The organism is Mucilaginibacter pallidiroseus (genome assembly GCF_007846085.1).
GTDB lineage: Bacteria > Bacteroidota > Bacteroidia > Sphingobacteriales > Sphingobacteriaceae > Mucilaginibacter > Mucilaginibacter pallidiroseus.
Window position 1 is genome coordinate 40,244 of sequence record NZ_VOEJ01000012.1, and the last position, 17,038, is coordinate 57,281.

The window sequence follows — 17,038 nt, forward strand, 5'->3', positions numbered from 1 at the left end:
CGACATGAAAAAACTTCTCTTTTTATCAGTAGCGCTGCTTGCCTTTGCGGCATCGGTAAGTGCACAAGGTTATGGCCCAAGGCGGCCAAGGCGCGTAGTTAGACGCGGCCCGGTTGTGTATGAGCGTGTGCGCAGGCCCGTTGATGATTTTTACCGGCCCAAGGTCGGTATAGCCGGTGGCTTGAATATTTCAAACACGGTTGACGCCTACAATGCAGATTTTAGTACCAGCAGCGTTGCAGGTGCAAACGTTGGTTTAACGTTCGAAATTCCGTTAGCTTATCCATTATCATTTGCCCCGGAAGTTTTGTTCTCGCAAAAAGGATACAGGGCCGAAACGCCATATGGCACGTTCCGCAACCGCACCAATCATATCGACATTCCTTTGCTTGCCAAATTCAGGGTGGTTCGTGGCTTTAACATCGTAGTGGGCCCGCAGTTAACTTTCCAGACATCGGCACGCCAAACTTTTGATGATGGTTTTAGCACCGTTTACCGCGACAATTATGACAACGTTTATGAAAAAAGCTATATAGCCGGCGTGTTGGGAGTTGGCTTCGACATTAACCGCAATGTTGAGCTGCGCGCCCGTTACGCTATCGACTTACAACAAAATCATGGCGACTTTAATTCGAGCCTGCCGGATTTTCGTAACCAGGTTTTCCAGATCGGCTTAGGGTTTAAGTTCCAGTAATTTAGGCGATCTAAGGTTTGAAAAAACCGACATTAATAACAAATAATACGAAAGGGCTGTAGCGTTCGCTGCAGCCCTTTCGTATTGTTAACAGAATTTATAAGCAATTTTTGCGTTTAAAGTAATCTATCTTTACTGTTAGTTCATGGTTTCTGTTATTATTTGCTCCGTTAACCCTTCGTTTTTAGCCCAAGTCAGTGAAAATATCAAAGATACAATAGGAGTACCTTACGAACTGATTGCCACAGATAACAGGGCCACCGGTAAAGGAATATGCCAGGTTTATAATGAGGCTGCTAAGACAGCAAAGTTTGATGTGCTGTGCTTTGTACATGAAGATATTGAGATAGAAACGCCAAATTGGGGCAGCAAAATACTTGCTCACTTTCAAGACGACCCACAGCTTGGCCTTATTGGTGTTGCTGGCAGCAGCTACCGGCCGTTAACTCCTTCAAAATGGGGCGGGCTTGGTAGTAACACGGCTTTTAGCAACATATATCAATGCTTTAAAGATAAAAGCAAGCCATGCGTGCACACTTATGACAACCCAAATAATGAGCGCATTTCATCCGTTACCTGCGTTGACGGGGTTTGGCTGGCAACCACCAAAAAGGTGTTTGAGAGGTTTAAGTTTGATGAGGAAACTTTTGATGGCTTCCATCTGTACGATCTTGATTTTTCAATGAGTGTATTGCAGAAATACAAAGTGGCGGTAACATTCGAGGTTTTAATTAAACACTTCTCTGAAGGCAGTTATGATAAAAACTGGCTGGACTATACCATTAAATATTATCACAAGTGGAATAAGCACCTCCCCGTTAACCTTGCAGGATTAAGCGAGCAAGAATTGATGCATGGCGAAAAGGTGATTTTTAAATATCTTATCAATGACATGATTGCGCTCAAATATCCAATAAGCGCAGTTTTTAAATTACTTAACGCCAATAAAAGGATTTCAACATTTAACAACAGGCTTTATAAAAAGCTGTGCTATCACACCATTGTTAAATATTTAAATGCCGGCAAAATACGCCGTATAGCAGCACAAAAGGACTAACTTTTTAGTCGTTAAAGGTTTGCATATCTATCAACCTCCGGTATAGGCCGTTCTTATCCATCAGTTGCAGGTGCGTGCCCTGTTCAACAATGCGGCCATCTTCCAGCACAACAATAACATCAGCATTTTGTATGGTGCTTAGCCTATGAGCAATAACCAACGAAGTGCGGTTTTGCATAAGCTTATTCAATGCATCCTGCACCAGTTTTTCCGATTCGGTGTCTAAAGCTGATGTGGCTTCGTCAAGCAGCATTATGGGCGGGTTATTAAGTACAGCGCGGGCTATACATAACCTTTGGCGCTGCCCGCCTGATAGCTTGGTACCCCTGTCGCCAACGTTGGTTTGGTAACCGTTTTCGGTCTCCATAATAAAATTATGAGCATTGGCTATACGTGCGGCCGCTTCAACCTGCTCAAGCGTTACATCCTGCTTGCCAAAAGCAATGTTGTTAAATATGGTATCATTAAATAATATCGACTCCTGATTTACTACGCCCATAAGGCTACGTAATGATTGTGCAGTAAGTTCCTTTATATCTTTACCGTCGAGCATTATGTTCCCATCCTGGGGGTCCATAAATCGTGGCAACAAATCCATCAAAGTTGATTTACCACCGCCAGACGGCCCTACAAGCGCTACCGTCGATCCTTTTTTAATAGTAAGGTCAATGCCCTGCAACACGGCCTTTTCGTTGTATTTAAAATGCACGTTGTTAAGATCAAGGCTATCATAAAATCCGTTTGCAGATAACGCGTTTGGTGCATCGGTAACCATCGGTTTCTGATCTATCAATTCCAAAACCCGCTCCCCGGCTGCTATACCCGAGTGAATATTACTGAACGAATCTGATATGGCTTTTGCAGGCCGCATAACCTGCGAAAACATAGCAATGAACGTAAGGAAATCGGCCGGGCTCAATGATGAACTTCTATTTACCACCAATGATCCGCCGTATAGCACAATAGCGGCAACCATGGCAACGCCAAAAAATTCTGACGTTGGTGACGCCAGTTGCTGCCTGCGTGCCATTGACTTGGTAATGTCCGAATACTTAACGTTTTCTTTATGGAAGCGATCTTTTATAAATTCGGTTGCATTGAAGGCCTTGATGATCTTGATGCCTGACAACGCCTCATCAAGATAGCTGATCATGTTACTATACGTTTGGTGTGATAATACGGCTTGCTGCTTTAGTTGCTTCACTATACGTGATATTACAAATGCCGATATAGGTATAACCAGTAACGAAACCAACGTTAGCTTGGGTGATATCAAAAATAGCCAAACTACATAAGCAATTAGTGTCAAGGGCTCTTTAAATATAACCTGCAGAGTACCGGTTACAGAAAATTGTACTACCTGCACATCCGATGCTATTTTAGAAAGTATGTCGCCTTTGCGCTCATTGCTGAAATAGCCAAGGTGCAGGTTCATTACATTATCAAAAACCGTTTTACGCAAATTAAGTAACGTATGCACACGCAGGTTTTCCATAGTGCGTTGCGACAGGTATTTAAAAAAATTGCCTAATAAAGTGGATATGATGATAGCTGCACATACAAACTGCAGTGTGCCCATAATGCCGTAATTGTTTATAGCATATTGAACGTAATATTCAAACATTCCCATTATATCAAACGGCGAGGGTTTTGGACCAAGCGGCTTTATGGCGTCTTCCAGCTTACCGGCAAAAAGTGTTTGCAGCAAGGGCGCAAGCAGCGCCAGGTTAAGCGTACCAAATATAACTGCAAACACGGTGGTAAACAGATACGGTATGGCAAACCTCTGAATTGGTTTTGCAAAAGAAAGTAACCGGAAATAAGTCTTCATTAATGGGGCAAAATTAACTTAATTTTATCTAACCTCTTATTATAAGCAATGACAGCATAGCAAACCACAGATAATTGCAGGGTGTGCTGCATCTAAAATCATCCATGACTTTTGTCTTTATTACCAAATAACGCTTTTATTTTTGCGCCCCATACTTGCTTATATATATAATTTAGCTTGCTTAGCCTGCTTTTTTTACGCATGTAAAAAATTGCTTTGCTTTTTTGGTACATCAACATGGTAAGCTTAAAATTCATGTAGCTATCCATACGTTTGCTGTAAGCATCGTAAAAAGCTTTTATAAATTTTGGATGCCTGTTTTGTGGGAAGCTTGCGCATTGCAGCAACCAGTTTAATTCGCGCTGCATTTTTTCGACAGACGAAAAGCTGTAATTATCCTTGTCGCGCGTAAGCTTTAATATATTAGTGTCGCTTTTGTCATGCTGGCGGTATTTAACCAGGCTTTGGGGCAATGCCAATATGCTTCCAAGGTTAGTTGCCACATAGGCCAGCCACCAATCATGAAAATGCCCTTTTGGCAATGGCAGGGCGGCGCTCACCAATGCGCGCTTCATTAATATAGCGTGGCCGGATACGCAGTTAAAAAACAGGAAAACTTCCGGCTCACTGCCACTGTACAGGTTTAATAAGTCGGACATTTTTTTCCCTATCGGCGAACCATCCTGGTGTACAAATTCCGAATCATGATAAACCAGTAAATTATCGCCCATCGCGGCAACCTGCATGCTAATCTTGTCAGGGTGCCAAATATCGTCCTGATCGCAAAGAGCAATCAATTCGCCGGTGCAAAGACCAATGGCTTTTTCAAAGTTTTTTGTAAAGCCCAGGTTCTGCTCGTTTCGATAAAGCTTAAACATGGGATACCTGGAGGCATACTCCTCCAAAATAGACATGGTATCGTCGGTCGATCTGTCATCAACCACTATTACCTCGACATTTGGATAGCTTTGTGCTACTATCGAGTTGAGTTGCTCCCGTAAAAAACGTGCACCATTATATGTACACAGCGCAATTGATACCAGCGGATTATCTATCATGGTTTAAAACGGGTAATAGCTTTATCTTTTATTGAAGCTTTAATGGTATTAATAATTTGAAACACCGATTGCCCCTGTTCATCAAGCAGTATTTCAAGCTGCTTTTTATAACCGGCTATCTGTTTCCTGTTTTTAAATAAACTCGTATAACTCCCCCATATCCAGGTTTGGCCTATCAGTATTTTAGGCAGCAAATCAATCAGGCTTATCTGCATTAGCCATGCCCAGTAGGCCATACCTTTATAGTGCAAAGCATGCATGTAAAAACGGTTGCGAAAATAAATTCCCTTTACCCATTTGGCTGTTTGGTAATTTTTGGTACTTGCCGACACCTGGTGCCTGCAAACAGCTGCGTGTTCATAATAACATTTGTACCCCATGCGCCATGCACGCAGGCTTAACTCATTATCCTCGCAATAAAATGGCGAAAACAATTCATAAAAGCCTCCTAATTGTTTCAGCTTTTTTGCGTCGACCAACGCATTAGCGCCCGATAGATAATACGTGTAAGCATCATCGTTAGCGCTTTCGGGGTAATAAAAATAATCTGTTTTTAACTTCAGTCCATTTAACTTGGGCATGCGTGCTGCATCTTGTATATGGTCGCTGTCCATATCTATAATACGGCCCATTACGCCAAATGTATCAGCGCGGTCAAAATATTTAAACTGCTGGTCGAAATACCCCGGCAATAATTTAACGTCGGAGTTTAGCAGAAGTATCAGTTCATGCTGCGCTGAATTAATGCCGTGATTACACGTGCCCGAAAAGCCCAGGTTTGTTTCGTTTATTAATAGCTTTACCTGCGGATAATTCTCAGCGATGAAAGAAACCGAATCATCTTTGGAAGCATCATCAACTATTATAATTTCATAGGTTATATCTGCATCGTCAGCCACAGCGATGGTATGCGGTAGGTAAGCTTCAAGCAGGGCCCGCCCGTTGTAGTTGGGTATAATTATCGAGACTGTTTTTTTAACCGACTGCAATGCCTTACTTGATAATTTTATAATTACGGTACTCGCTAACGCGCCAACCGGTTAAATCTTCAACTTTCTGCAGCAGCCTGCGCCTGAAGGTCATTTTACGTCTAAGTTCATCAGCATCAAACTCAATTTTCCAGTTGGTAGCCGCAATCCTTTTTTTCATAACCTGCGGATGCTCGCCATCAAAGTGTATGAGCCTGTCGGCGTTCTTGTAATCAAACTCGTGGGTTTCGGGCAGGTTTTCGGCTATCCAATTATCGTCGTGGTAAAACAAGTTGAAGTTTCGCACCTTGCTTTTTAATCCCGACGGGGGCTTTACCCAGCCATAATGATATATGTAAGCGTCCATCAGCTTAACATTAATTTTTCTGTCGCCCCACCTAAAACCCTGCGCATCCCGGTAAGCATGAATATTTTTGTTGTTTCGCAAAATGCGTATTTCATGGCGGTACCATCTGCGGGAGTGCCCGTAATAGTCGTAAGATCCATAAAAGTGCAGGTATTTAAATAATAATCCTTCTACACGTCTATCAGCCAGGTTACCTTCCATCTCTTGTTTTATAAGCGGAAGATATTTTTCATGCACCACCTCGTCGCCCTGTATATAAAAGCACCAGTCGGCATCTGCAGATATTGCATTAAATGCTTTATCGGTTTCATTGGCAAACACTTTGCCCCCGTCACGAACAGATGTATCCCAAACCGTATGCAGTATTTTTATTTTAGGTGATGCAATGCCATTTATCAACTCCTCGGTTTCGTCATCGCTATCGCCAAGGGCTACCACAAACTCATCACAAAGCGGTAAAATTGATGTTATGGCCTCAACAATAGGGTAATCGTTTTTTACCGCATTACGTATAAATGTAAACCCTGCAACTTTCATTAATTATTTATAGAACGGCAAATATACTTATATAAGGTATAAACTGCCGCTGATAACCTATAACGAAAAAGCCCCGGTATTTGATACCGAGGCAAAATTTAATATTAATATCGATCAATTAGCGAACTATTAACTGCTCACTACTTAACCACTCACTATTTACGAATTCATTATCTCTTCGATGTGATCTGCTTCTACAGGTATATCGGCCGTTAAATCAACATTGCCATTTTTGGTTATAAGTATGTCGTTTTCAATACGAATGCCTAATCCTTCGGCCGGGATGTAGATGCCGGGCTCGCACGTTAGTATGTTGCCAACTTCAAAAGGTTTGTAGCGGCTGGCGTAATCATGCACATCTATCCCTAAATGGTGCGAGGTGCCATGCATAAAGTATAGTTTATACAATGGTGATTTTGGATCTTGCTTAGCCACATCATGTTTATCCAATAAACCGAGGCCTATCAGTTCGCTTGTCATGATCTTGCCTACTTCTTCGTGATATTCGTTCCAAACAGTGCCTTCAACCAGCATTTCCGTTGACGCACGCATAACACGCAATACCGCATTGTATACATCGCGCTGGCGTGGCGTAAACCGGCCGTTAACCGGTACTGAGCGGCTCATATCAGCATTGTAGTTTCCATACTCGGCACCAAAGTCAAACAGTATCACGTCGCCATCTTTACAAACCTGGTTATTCTCTATATAATGTAATACGTTGGCGTTATTACCCGATGCTATAATGGGGTTGTAACCATGGCCTGTTGCACGCTGACGTATAAATTCGTGGATAATTTCTGCCTCTATCTCGTACTCAGTAACCCCTGGTTTGGTAAATTTTAGTACACGAACGAAGGCATCGCGGGTAATTTCGCATGCTTTTTTGGTCAGTTCTATTTCAATGTCAGATTTAATTACCCGCAAATCGCGCAGTAGAGGTGCCGAGCGTTCATAGTTATGTAATGGATACTTTGCACGTAAGCCTTCCAGCATTCGCAAATCGCGATAAGGCACTGTGTGGGCATAGCGATCGTTTTCATTTGTATTAATATATATATTATCTGCATAGTTTATTATACTATGCAAAATGCTGTCAAAATCTGTCAGCCAAAATATGCTTTCAATGCCCGATGCTGCCAATGCTTCCGGCTTAGTGTACTTATGACCCTCCCAAATGGCTATATGCTCGTTAGTTTGTCTTAAAAACAGTACTTCTTTGTATAGCGGATTAGGACAATCGGGATACAAAACCAGGATACTTTGCTCCTGATCGATGCCTGACAGGTAAAAAAAGTCAGGATTTTGTTTAAATGGATATGACTGATCGCCACTGCGAGGATATTCGTCGCTGGAGTAAAAAATGGCAATTGAGTTTGATTTTAGCTTCGAAACGAAATTTTTTCTATTATTTATAAATAATTGTTCGTTAATGGGAAGATACTTCATAATGAAAAAAAAAGTGAATTACTGAAAACAAATTAATTTATGAATTTGTAGTAGATAATACAAAATTGGAACGGTGTTTGGTAATCGTTTCAAACATAATTACTAATTTTGACAAAAAATCACAATTAAATCGTTTAATCTTAAAACTATGAATTATTCTACATTGAAGAAATCAGCTGCATTATCTTTTGCGTCTTTGCTGGTTGCTGGTATGGTAAGCGCTCAGGATTCGACCGCTACTGCAACTACAACTATGAAAGACACAACTATGTCATCAGCTACAACTACTGCTAAGGTATTTGGCGGTAGAGGACAGTACAGAACTTGGAGCATCGGTATCAACGGTGGTGTTACTTCACCAACAGTTGCAACAGGTGGTTCAAATGACTACAATGGCAAACAACTTTCTTACGGTTACGGCTTATCTATCCGTGATCAACTGGCTCACTCATTCGGTTTACAATTAGATTTACACGGTGGTCGTGTTAAAGGCAGAACTGTTGATATCAACGGTGACCCAATTGCTAACCGCGAGTCATTCTCTACAGATTTCTACTCAGCTACTTTAAGCGGTGTTTTAAACGTTGCTACTGTAGATTTCTTACGTCGCAAAAACGCAGTTAACTTCTTCATCACTGCCGGTGCTGGTTTGGCTTTATACCAACCTAGTGGTATCACTCCACAAGGCCAGGCATTTGACTATGCTAACTACACAGATCCTAAAGACGGTTCAACCAGCACTAACCACTATGTTAAAGAGTTGATCATCCCTGTAGGTGTAGGTGTTAAATTCCGTTTAAGCGAAGCAGTTGCTTTGAACTTCGGTTACACTCAAACTTTTGTTGATGGCGATAACTTTGATGGTTTAAAAGCTAAATTCCCAACTAAAGACAAATACTCTTACGGTTACGGTGGTTTAGAATTCACTTTAGGTTCAAGCTCAAAACCAAGCTTAGAGTGGGCAAACCCAGTTGCTATGATGTATGACGAATTGTACGATGCTGCATTACGTCAGGAAGTTGAAGCTTTGAAAGGCCGTGTTACTAACGTAGAAAACGCTGTAACTGACTTGAAAAAAGATTCAGACGGTGATGGTGTATCTGATCAATTTGACAAATGCCCTAACACTCCTGCTGGTAGCGTAGTTGACGGTTCTGGTTGCGTTATCGTATTCCCTAAAGATACAATGGCAACTACTGGCGCTCCTTACTCAAACATCCAGTTTGAATTTGATAGCTCAGTATTAAGAACTTCTTCTTACCCAGTATTAGATGCTACTTCAGCTGACTTACGTTCAACTGGTAAAACTGTAGAAGTTGCTGGTTACGCTTCATCAGAAGGTACTGCTGCTCACAACATGTCATTATCACGTGACCGTGCTAACTCTGTAAAAACTTACTTAGTTAACTCTGGTGTTGCTGCATCAAAATTGAAAGTAAAAGGTTACGGTGAAACTAACCCAATTGCTGACAACTCAACTGAAGAAGGTCGCGTACTTAACCGTCGTGTATCTTTCAAACAAAAATAATATTACCTTAAAATAATATTAAGCGAAAGCCCCGGATAACCCGGGGCTTTCTTTTTTTTGTTAATTTTGCATTATGTACTTTTTCAGGAAAAAAGATCCCAACAGGCCAACCAGCTTTAACCTTAAGGTAATGCACATTATTAATGCCATTGCCATAAGCATGTTTGTACTCGGCATCATCTATAAACTTATCGATTGGTTTATCCTTAAAAAGTAGCCACACGGCGCAACTATATTTCCCTATGAAAACTATTATCAACACAACCAATGCTCCTGCGCCTATCGGGCCATACAGCCAGGCAGTTGCCGTAAATGGACTGCTGTACGTTTCGGGCCAGATACCAATGAACCCCGCTACCGGCGAAATTATTTCAACAGATATAAAAGCCGAAGCAAAACAGGTAATGGAAAACCTTGATGCTATTTTAAAAGAAGCAGGCAGCAGCTTTGCCGGCATTGTAAAGTCAACCATATTCTTAACGGATATGGGCACCTTTGCCGATGTAAATGAGGTTTATGGCTCATACTTTACAAGTGATTTCCCTGCCCGCGAAACTGTACAGGTATCGGCTTTACCAAAAGGTGTAAATGTTGAGATATCTGTAATTGCTATAAAACCCTGATCGATAAGAGTTGAATAACCAGCCATTTCAAACACCCATTGAATATTTGAAAGGTGTTGGGGTAGCCCGCGCCGAGGTGCTGAAAAAGGAGCTGGCTATTTACACCTTTGAGGATTTATTAAGGCATTTCCCGTTCAAGTATATCGACCGTACGCGGTTTTATAAGGTTAAAGATATACAGCCGGAGATGCCCTACGTACAAGTGCTTGCCCGCCTTGTATCAAAGGAAATAATGGGCGAGAAGCACACCAAGCGCCTTATTGCCCTGGCAAAAGATGATACGGGCATTATTGAGCTGGCCTGGTTCCAGGGCATAAAATGGGCCGAAAAATTGCTTGTGCCTGGTAAGGTGTATGTGATATTTGGCAAGCCCGGTTTTTTTAACGGCAAACTGCAAATGTCGCATCCGGAACTTGAGCTATACAACCCGGCTGCAATAAAGCAAAAAGGCAACCTTAGCCTGCAACCTGCTTACAACTCTACGGAAAAATTAAAGCAATTTACGCTCGATAGCAAAGGGCTGCAAAAGCTTATAGCAATTTTGCTGGAGCAAACAGCGCGAGACATTCATGAAAATCTGCCAGCCTATTTATTAAACAGGTTTAAGCTGGTGGGCCGCGCCGAAGCGTACCGTAATATACATTTCCCTAACGATGCCAATCAGTTAAAGGAAGCGCAATATCGCCTTAAGTTTGAGGAACTGTTTTTTCTGCAGCTCAAGCTTTTGCGCAGAAAACAGCAACACACGCAAAAATTTAAGGGTAACGTTTTTGGCTCGGTTGGTAATTATTTCAATGAGTTTTATCATCAAAAACTTCCTTTCCCATTAACAAATGCTCAAAAAAGGGTTTTAAAAGAAATACGTACCGATACGCAACGAGGTGTGCAGATGAACCGGTTGCTACAGGGTGATGTAGGCAGCGGCAAAACCGTTGTGGCGTTGATGAGTATGCTGATAGCGATCGACAATGGGTTCCAGGCATGCATCATGGCCCCCACCGAGATTTTGGCTAATCAGCATTACCAAACCATATCAGAATTAGTCGGCGACGGTTTTGTGAAAGTTGCTTTATTAACCGGCTCGGTACCTAACAAGGCCCGAAAGATAATACATGAGGGGCTAGAAGATGGTTCGCTACAGATTCTGATTGGCACCCACGCCCTTATTGAAGATAAGGTACGATACAAGAACCTTGGCATGGTAGTAATTGATGAGCAGCACCGTTTTGGTGTTGAGCAGCGTGCCAAGCTATGGCGTAAAAATGTTATTCCGCCGCACGTGCTTGTTATGACTGCTACGCCTATACCACGCACCCTGGCCATGACGCTTTACGGAGATTTAGATGTATCAGTTATTGATGAGCTGCCCGCCGGCCGTAAACCCATCCAAACATTACATTTTCACGAAGCTCAGCGCCTGCGCATGTTTGGCGCCATGAAGCAGGAGATTGCGAAAGGCCGCCAGATTTATGTAGTTTATCCGCTGATACAGGAAAGCGAAAAACTTGATCTAAAAAATCTGGAGGAAGGTATCGAAGTCATGTCTCGCGAGTTTCCGCTTCCCGACTACCGCATCAGCATAGTACATGGCAAAATGAAGGCTGCGGATAAGGAATTTGAAATGCAGCGTTTTATCAAAGGGCAAACTCAAATAATGGTAGCTACCACGGTTATTGAGGTGGGCGTTAACGTACCAAATGCATCTGTAATGATCATTGAAAATGCCGAACGCTTTGGATTATCGCAACTGCACCAGTTACGCGGCAGGGTTGGCCGCGGCGCCGAGCAATCATTTTGCATATTAATGAGTAAGGATAAGCTAAGTAATGACGGCCGCATCCGCCTCAATACTATGGTGAAAACCAATAACGGTTTCGAAATAGCCGAAATTGATATGCAACTACGCGGGCCGGGAAATATTGAAGGCACTGCGCAAAGCGGCATGCTCGACTTAAAAGTAGCCGACCTGGCTGCCGACCAGGAAGTACTACAGCAAGCGCGCAATTGTGTAATTGAAATTTTTGAGAAGGATCCGCAACTGGCCGCGCCGGAAAATCAGATCCTTCACCTGGCTTTCCAGTCAAAAAATGCCGGTTTAAGCTGGGATAAGATATCCTGATAGCGGTTTTTCGGCAGCAAACATTACATTTGTTAAAACTACTATGCTGCAATGAAAAAAATCTTACTCGCATCTTCCCTCGTCCTATCAACATTAGGTTTGCAAGCGCAAGACTCTGTAATGATTCGCAAGATATTTGACGAGGCCCTTGTTAATGGCCAGTGTTATGAAAACCTGCGCTACTTATGCAAAAATATTGGCCAGCGCTTAAGCGGGTCGGCTAACGCACAAAAATCTGTTGAATGGAGCAAAAAGCTGATGGATAGCTATGGCTTTGACAAGGTATACTTACAGGAGTGTATGGTGCCGCACTGGGAGCGTGGTGCAAAAGAGCAAGGCTTTATAATTGATGGCACCAATCGCATACCTGTACCAATTGCAGCGTTGGGCATGTCTGTAGCCACGCCTAAAGATGGCCTCACAGCAAACATTATTGAGGTAAAAAGTATAAAAGAGCTGGCCACACTTGGCGAAAGCGTTATTAAGGGCAAAATAGTTTTCTTTAACGGTCCGTGGGATCAGCGCTTTATTGAAACCGGCCAGGGTTATGGCACGGCAGGCGTACAGCGCTTTGCAGGCCCGGCAGAGGCTGCAAAATATGGGGCAGTAGGCGCGATAGTAAGATCGATAACTCCTGCCTTAGACAACTACCCGCACACTGGCGGCACGGTGTACGTTGACGGTGTAAAGAAAATACCGGCAGCAGCCATATCAACCCTAGCTGCTAACAAATTGAGCTCGATGCTTAGGCTGCGCAAGCTTCCGCTTATAAAGTTTTACTTCAAGCAAAATTGCCGTCAATTGCCTGATGCGAAATCATACAATGTAATTGGCGAAATTACCGGTACCGAAAAGCCTAATAAATTTATTACCGTTGGCGGGCATCTCGACTCGTGGGACCTTGCAGAAGGCGCACATGATGATGGCACCGGTGTAATGCAATCTTTAGAAGTGCTGCGGGTGTTTAAAGCCACAGGCTATCGCCCTAAAAATTCGGTACGTGCTGTATTTTTTATGAATGAAGAAAACGGTGGCCGCGGCGGAGACAAATATGCCGAACTGGCTGTTAAAAACAAGGAAGAGCATATTGCAGCTATTGAAAGCGACGAGGGCGGGTTTACACCACGTGGCTTTAGCTTTGATGGTATACCGGCATCAATGTTAAAAGACATTAACAAGAACTGGAAGAAACTTTTGGAGCCATACGAGGTTGACAGGCTTACAGCCGGTGGAAGCGGTGCAGATATTGAACCTTTGAAAGATGCATTTAAATCAGCAGTACTTATTGGCTTCAGGCCGGATTCTCAGCGTTATTTTGATATTCACCACACGCCTAATGACGTGTTTGAAAATGTAAACAAACGCGAGCTTGAATTAGGTGCAGCGGCAATGGCTTCGTTGGTTTACCTGATAGATCAGCATGGATTTAATTAACCAACTATAAACAAGAGGCAGCGCAACTGCCTCTTGTTGTTTAAAGTAAAATCTGCAATTTGAACAGGTTACTATTTCAACTAAACAGTATTAACATTTAAAACTACTACGTGCCCCCGCCAGATAACACCATACAAAAACCCGATTCATTTGCCGCGCTCAGGTATAAAGACTTTCGCTCTTACATTGGCATGCGATTCTTTTTTACGTTTGCTTACCAAATGCAAACCACTGTATTGGGTTTTTACATATACCAGCTTACCCATAGCAAAGTTGCTATTGCATTTATTGGCCTTAGCGAGGCTATTCCTGCGGTAGGCATTGCGTTGTATGGTGGCTATGTGGCGGATAAATATGAAAAGCGCAAAATGCTGCTCATCATTTTTACCGGGGTGCTTTTGTCATCACTAGTAATGTTTACCGTAACACTTACTGGTATGCATAATTATGTACATGCAGATTGGGTGATACCTATTTTATACGCCATGATATTTTGTAACGGCATAGCGCGTGCCTTTTATGGGCCGGCTACCTTTACGGTTTATGCGCAAAGTATCCCTAAAGAGCTTTACCCTAACGGCAGTACATGGAGCAGCTCAAGCTGGCAGGTAGCATCAATATTGGGGCCATTTACAGGTGGTTTGGTTTATGCTTTTGCAGGCCGCGTTATACCAGGCCTTACTGGTATTACAGCCACCTTTGGCATCATCGTGATATTTATGGCTGTGTCATTAATACTCGTTTACCTGCTGCGTAAGTATCCGCCGGTTTTTATTCCGAAAGAAAATATTTGGAAAAGCTTAAAAGAGGGCTTAAACTTTGTATTTAAAAATAAGATCATGTTTTATGCCATGAGCCTGGATTTGTTCTCGGTTTTCTTCGGTGGCGTAGTGGCACTGCTGCCGGTATTTGCACTGGATATATTAAAGGTAGGATCGGAAGGCTTAGGTATAATGCGTATGGCATCGTCATTGGGCGCTGCGCTGACGATGATTATCATGGTTCGTTTTTCGCCAATGGCAAAACCTTGGCGAAACCTGTTGATAGCTGTCGCGGGGTTCGGCCTTTCAATTATAGGTTTTGGGTTGTCGCGCGTGTTTTATATCTCGCTCGTGTGCCTGTTTATGCAGGGAGCTTTTGATAGCGTAAGCGTTATCATCAGGGGAACATTGATGCAGCTGCTTACGCCCGATACCATGCGCGGGCGGGTATCTGCGGTAAACTCCATGTTCATTGGTTCTTCGAACGAGATTGGCGATTTTGAATCGGGTATGGCGGCCAAGCTTATAGGAACCGTGCCCGCCGTATTATTTGGCGGCTGCATGACCCTGCTTATTGTAACCCTTACATTCTTTAAAACTAAAAGCCTTTTACCGCTATCTCTGAAAGACATTCAGGAGCCCAAAGCAGCACATTAATTTACAACTAATTGCGCTAATAAAAGTTCAGGTAGCTACTTGCAGGTAGCATCAATTGCCTATATTTATCAGCAAATTATAGCACTGCTATAAATTACAAGCCGTTGCCTAATACCTCCTACAGATACCCCTGCAATGCAATCCGCGTAACATTGTTATGCATCGCATTTTCATTTTTTATTTTTTTAAAATGCGTTGCAGCACCCGTCGGCTATAATCCACAGCTTTTTTCAATTGTGCTAAGCAAGCCGGAAAACGGCCGTACAGAATTTGCCCGCAGCCTATACAAAACTACCTGCCGCCAATTGAACGAGGCTGATGCCATGCGCAGCCTTGACGACCTGGTACGCATAGCACGGTCATTGCATGATATTGACCTTTATTGTGCTGTTTATGACATGCGTGCCGATTACTATTCGGTAAACGAAGGCTTCAACAACAAAAGCACAAAATATCATGATGATGCTATTGCTTTTGCACAAGATCATAATAACGACCTACTAACGGGAATTTACCAGCATCGTAAGGCTGTTTATTATTACATCTACAAAAAAAACGCTTTGGCCTGCCGTTATTACCTGCTCGCTCAAGACAAATTCAAGAAGGTTGGCTTTGATAATTTGTCGGGTATAAGCGATTACTTTTTGGATGTAGCCGACTTTTATTATAGCCTTGAAGATTATGGCAACGCCCGCATTTACCTGCAACTGGCCAAAAGCAAGCAGCACAAGGTAACCCGCCGAAGCATGGGTACTGTTACCGCGCTTGGGCTTATATGCCGTAATACCGGCAAGTATGATTCGGCACTTTACTATTTTAACCAAACACTCGCTGCAGCCAAATCTTTACGCGATAGCACTTGGGTAGCGATCACACTGGGTAACATTGGCTCTGTTTATTTTTTGCAAAAAGACTATACCAAGGCACAGCCTTACATTGAAATCGACTACAAGCAATCGGTAAAGTATGATGAGATCTATAATGGAGCTATAGCCCTGTTGCGTCTTGTTAAAATCAGCCTGTATAAAAATGAGTTGGCTAAAGCACAGCAGCAACTTGTTACGGCAAAACAATTACTTGACCGGTGTAATGATAAAGCCTTGGCGCAACGCGCCGAATACTATAAGCTAAGTGCTGATATTGCCCGGCGCAACAGCGAATACAAGCAGGCAAGCGATTTTACCCTGCAATACAGCATATTAACAGATAGCCTAAACAAACGAGATAACCTTGCGGCAGTAGAGCGGGTACGACTTAAATTGGAAATACAAAAAAACAACGATGAACTGGATCATATTGAAGCTGATGCCAGGGCGCGCAACTTTGAGCAAATTACCATAATAGTAGTTTTGCTGTTATTGATTGCAATTGTTGTACTCATATACAACAGAAGGGGATTAAAATATAAAAGAGACAAGGAGATACTGGCATCAGAAAAGTTACTTGTTGATGAGCAGTTGCGAAATGCAATGGTTGAGTTAAATGGCTACACAGAAAATCTTAAGCAAAAGAATCTTTTAATAGATCAGTTTGGCTCAGAGATAAAACGCCTGCAGTTAAAATTTGATGATACCGATACTGCCGTACTGCTTGATGAAATGACCCGCCTGCATATCATGACGGATGATAATTGGGAAGAGTTTAAAAAACTGTTTAATAAGGCATGTCCGGATTTTATTTATGCTGCCCGCAAAAAATTTGGAACGCTATCTACCGGCGATATACGCCTGCTTACACTCATCAAACTAAAACTCAACAACCGCGAAGCCGCCAGTATGCTCGGCATTACTACAGATGGGGTAAAGAAAGCCAAGCAACGGCTCCGCAAAAAGCTCGATTTATTAGCTGACGACGATATTGATGAAATAGTAGGTGCTATTTGAGCTAAAAGCGCCTGGATAGACCATTGGGCTGCTTTGTCCACATTTTGTCCACCCTTATTTTTTTAAAATTTT

The 17,038-nt window shown here is 42.6% G+C and carries 14 protein-coding genes; 9 read left to right on the forward strand and 5 right to left on the reverse strand.

Features of this window, described 5'->3' with window-relative positions; genetic code table 11:
• The first annotated feature begins 4 nt into the window (after nucleotides 1-4).
• Complete coding sequence (locus FPZ43_RS18780; protein WP_146383474.1) at nucleotides 5-694, forward strand: porin family protein; 690 nt, start codon at nucleotides 5-7, stop codon at nucleotides 692-694.
• Between the two features lie 145 nt (nucleotides 695-839).
• Nucleotides 840-1,751, forward strand: coding sequence for a glycosyltransferase (locus FPZ43_RS18785; protein WP_146383475.1), 912 nt, complete (start codon nucleotides 840-842; stop codon nucleotides 1,749-1,751).
• A gap of 4 nt (nucleotides 1,752-1,755) precedes the next feature.
• On the opposite strand, the gene FPZ43_RS18790 is transcribed toward FPZ43_RS18785, so the two are convergent.
• The 5 genes from FPZ43_RS18790 to FPZ43_RS18810 form a co-directional block, all read right to left on the reverse strand.
• Nucleotides 1,756-3,582: an ABC transporter ATP-binding protein gene (locus FPZ43_RS18790; RefSeq protein WP_146383476.1), complete on the reverse strand. Its 1,827-nt coding sequence runs from the start codon at nucleotides 3,580-3,582 to the stop codon at nucleotides 1,756-1,758.
• Between the two features lie 98 nt (nucleotides 3,583-3,680).
• On the reverse strand, nucleotides 3,681-4,640 hold the full coding sequence (locus tag FPZ43_RS18795; RefSeq protein WP_146383477.1) for a glycosyltransferase family 2 protein: 960 nt from the start codon (nucleotides 4,638-4,640) through the stop codon (nucleotides 3,681-3,683).
• A complete protein-coding gene (locus FPZ43_RS18800; RefSeq protein ID WP_146383478.1) occupies nucleotides 4,637-5,629 on the reverse strand; it encodes a glycosyltransferase family 2 protein in 993 nt (330 codons plus the stop codon). The genes FPZ43_RS18795 and FPZ43_RS18800 overlap by 4 nt, the downstream gene beginning before the upstream one ends.
• A gap of 4 nt (nucleotides 5,630-5,633) precedes the next feature.
• Nucleotides 5,634-6,512, reverse strand: a complete 879-nt coding sequence (locus FPZ43_RS18805; RefSeq protein WP_146383479.1) for a glycosyltransferase family protein — start codon at nucleotides 6,510-6,512, stop codon at nucleotides 5,634-5,636.
• 159 nt (nucleotides 6,513-6,671) lie between these two features.
• Nucleotides 6,672-7,961, reverse strand: a complete 1,290-nt coding sequence (locus tag FPZ43_RS18810) for an aminopeptidase P N-terminal domain-containing protein (RefSeq protein ID WP_146383480.1) — start codon at nucleotides 7,959-7,961, stop codon at nucleotides 6,672-6,674.
• 148 nt (nucleotides 7,962-8,109) lie between these two features.
• Between FPZ43_RS18810 and FPZ43_RS18815 the strand changes: the two genes are divergently transcribed.
• The 7 genes from FPZ43_RS18815 (at nucleotide 8,110) to FPZ43_RS18840 (ending at nucleotide 16,966) form a co-directional block, all read left to right on the forward strand.
• A complete protein-coding gene (locus FPZ43_RS18815; protein ID WP_146383481.1) occupies nucleotides 8,110-9,489 on the forward strand; it encodes an OmpA family protein in 1,380 nt (459 codons plus the stop codon).
• 73 nt (nucleotides 9,490-9,562) lie between these two features.
• Nucleotides 9,563-9,706, forward strand: coding sequence for a DUF6728 family protein (locus FPZ43_RS19380; RefSeq protein WP_186461903.1), 144 nt, complete (start codon nucleotides 9,563-9,565; stop codon nucleotides 9,704-9,706).
• Nucleotides 9,707-9,731: 25 nt separating this feature from the next.
• Complete coding sequence (locus FPZ43_RS18820) at nucleotides 9,732-10,112, forward strand: RidA family protein (protein ID WP_146383482.1); 381 nt, start codon at nucleotides 9,732-9,734, stop codon at nucleotides 10,110-10,112.
• 10 nt (nucleotides 10,113-10,122) lie between these two features.
• On the forward strand, nucleotides 10,123-12,231 hold the full coding sequence (gene recG, locus FPZ43_RS18825; RefSeq protein ID WP_146383483.1) for an ATP-dependent DNA helicase RecG: 2,109 nt from the start codon (nucleotides 10,123-10,125) through the stop codon (nucleotides 12,229-12,231).
• 51 nt (nucleotides 12,232-12,282) lie between these two features.
• A complete protein-coding gene (locus FPZ43_RS18830) occupies nucleotides 12,283-13,665 on the forward strand; it encodes a M20/M25/M40 family metallo-hydrolase (RefSeq protein WP_146383484.1) in 1,383 nt (460 codons plus the stop codon).
• A 110-nt stretch (nucleotides 13,666-13,775) separates the two neighbouring features.
• Complete coding sequence (locus FPZ43_RS18835) at nucleotides 13,776-15,083, forward strand: MFS transporter (protein WP_261381150.1); 1,308 nt, start codon at nucleotides 13,776-13,778, stop codon at nucleotides 15,081-15,083.
• A 236-nt stretch (nucleotides 15,084-15,319) separates the two neighbouring features.
• On the forward strand, nucleotides 15,320-16,966 hold the full coding sequence (locus FPZ43_RS18840) for a tetratricopeptide repeat protein (protein ID WP_146383485.1): 1,647 nt from the start codon (nucleotides 15,320-15,322) through the stop codon (nucleotides 16,964-16,966).
• Nucleotides 16,967-17,038: the final 72 nt, after the last annotated feature.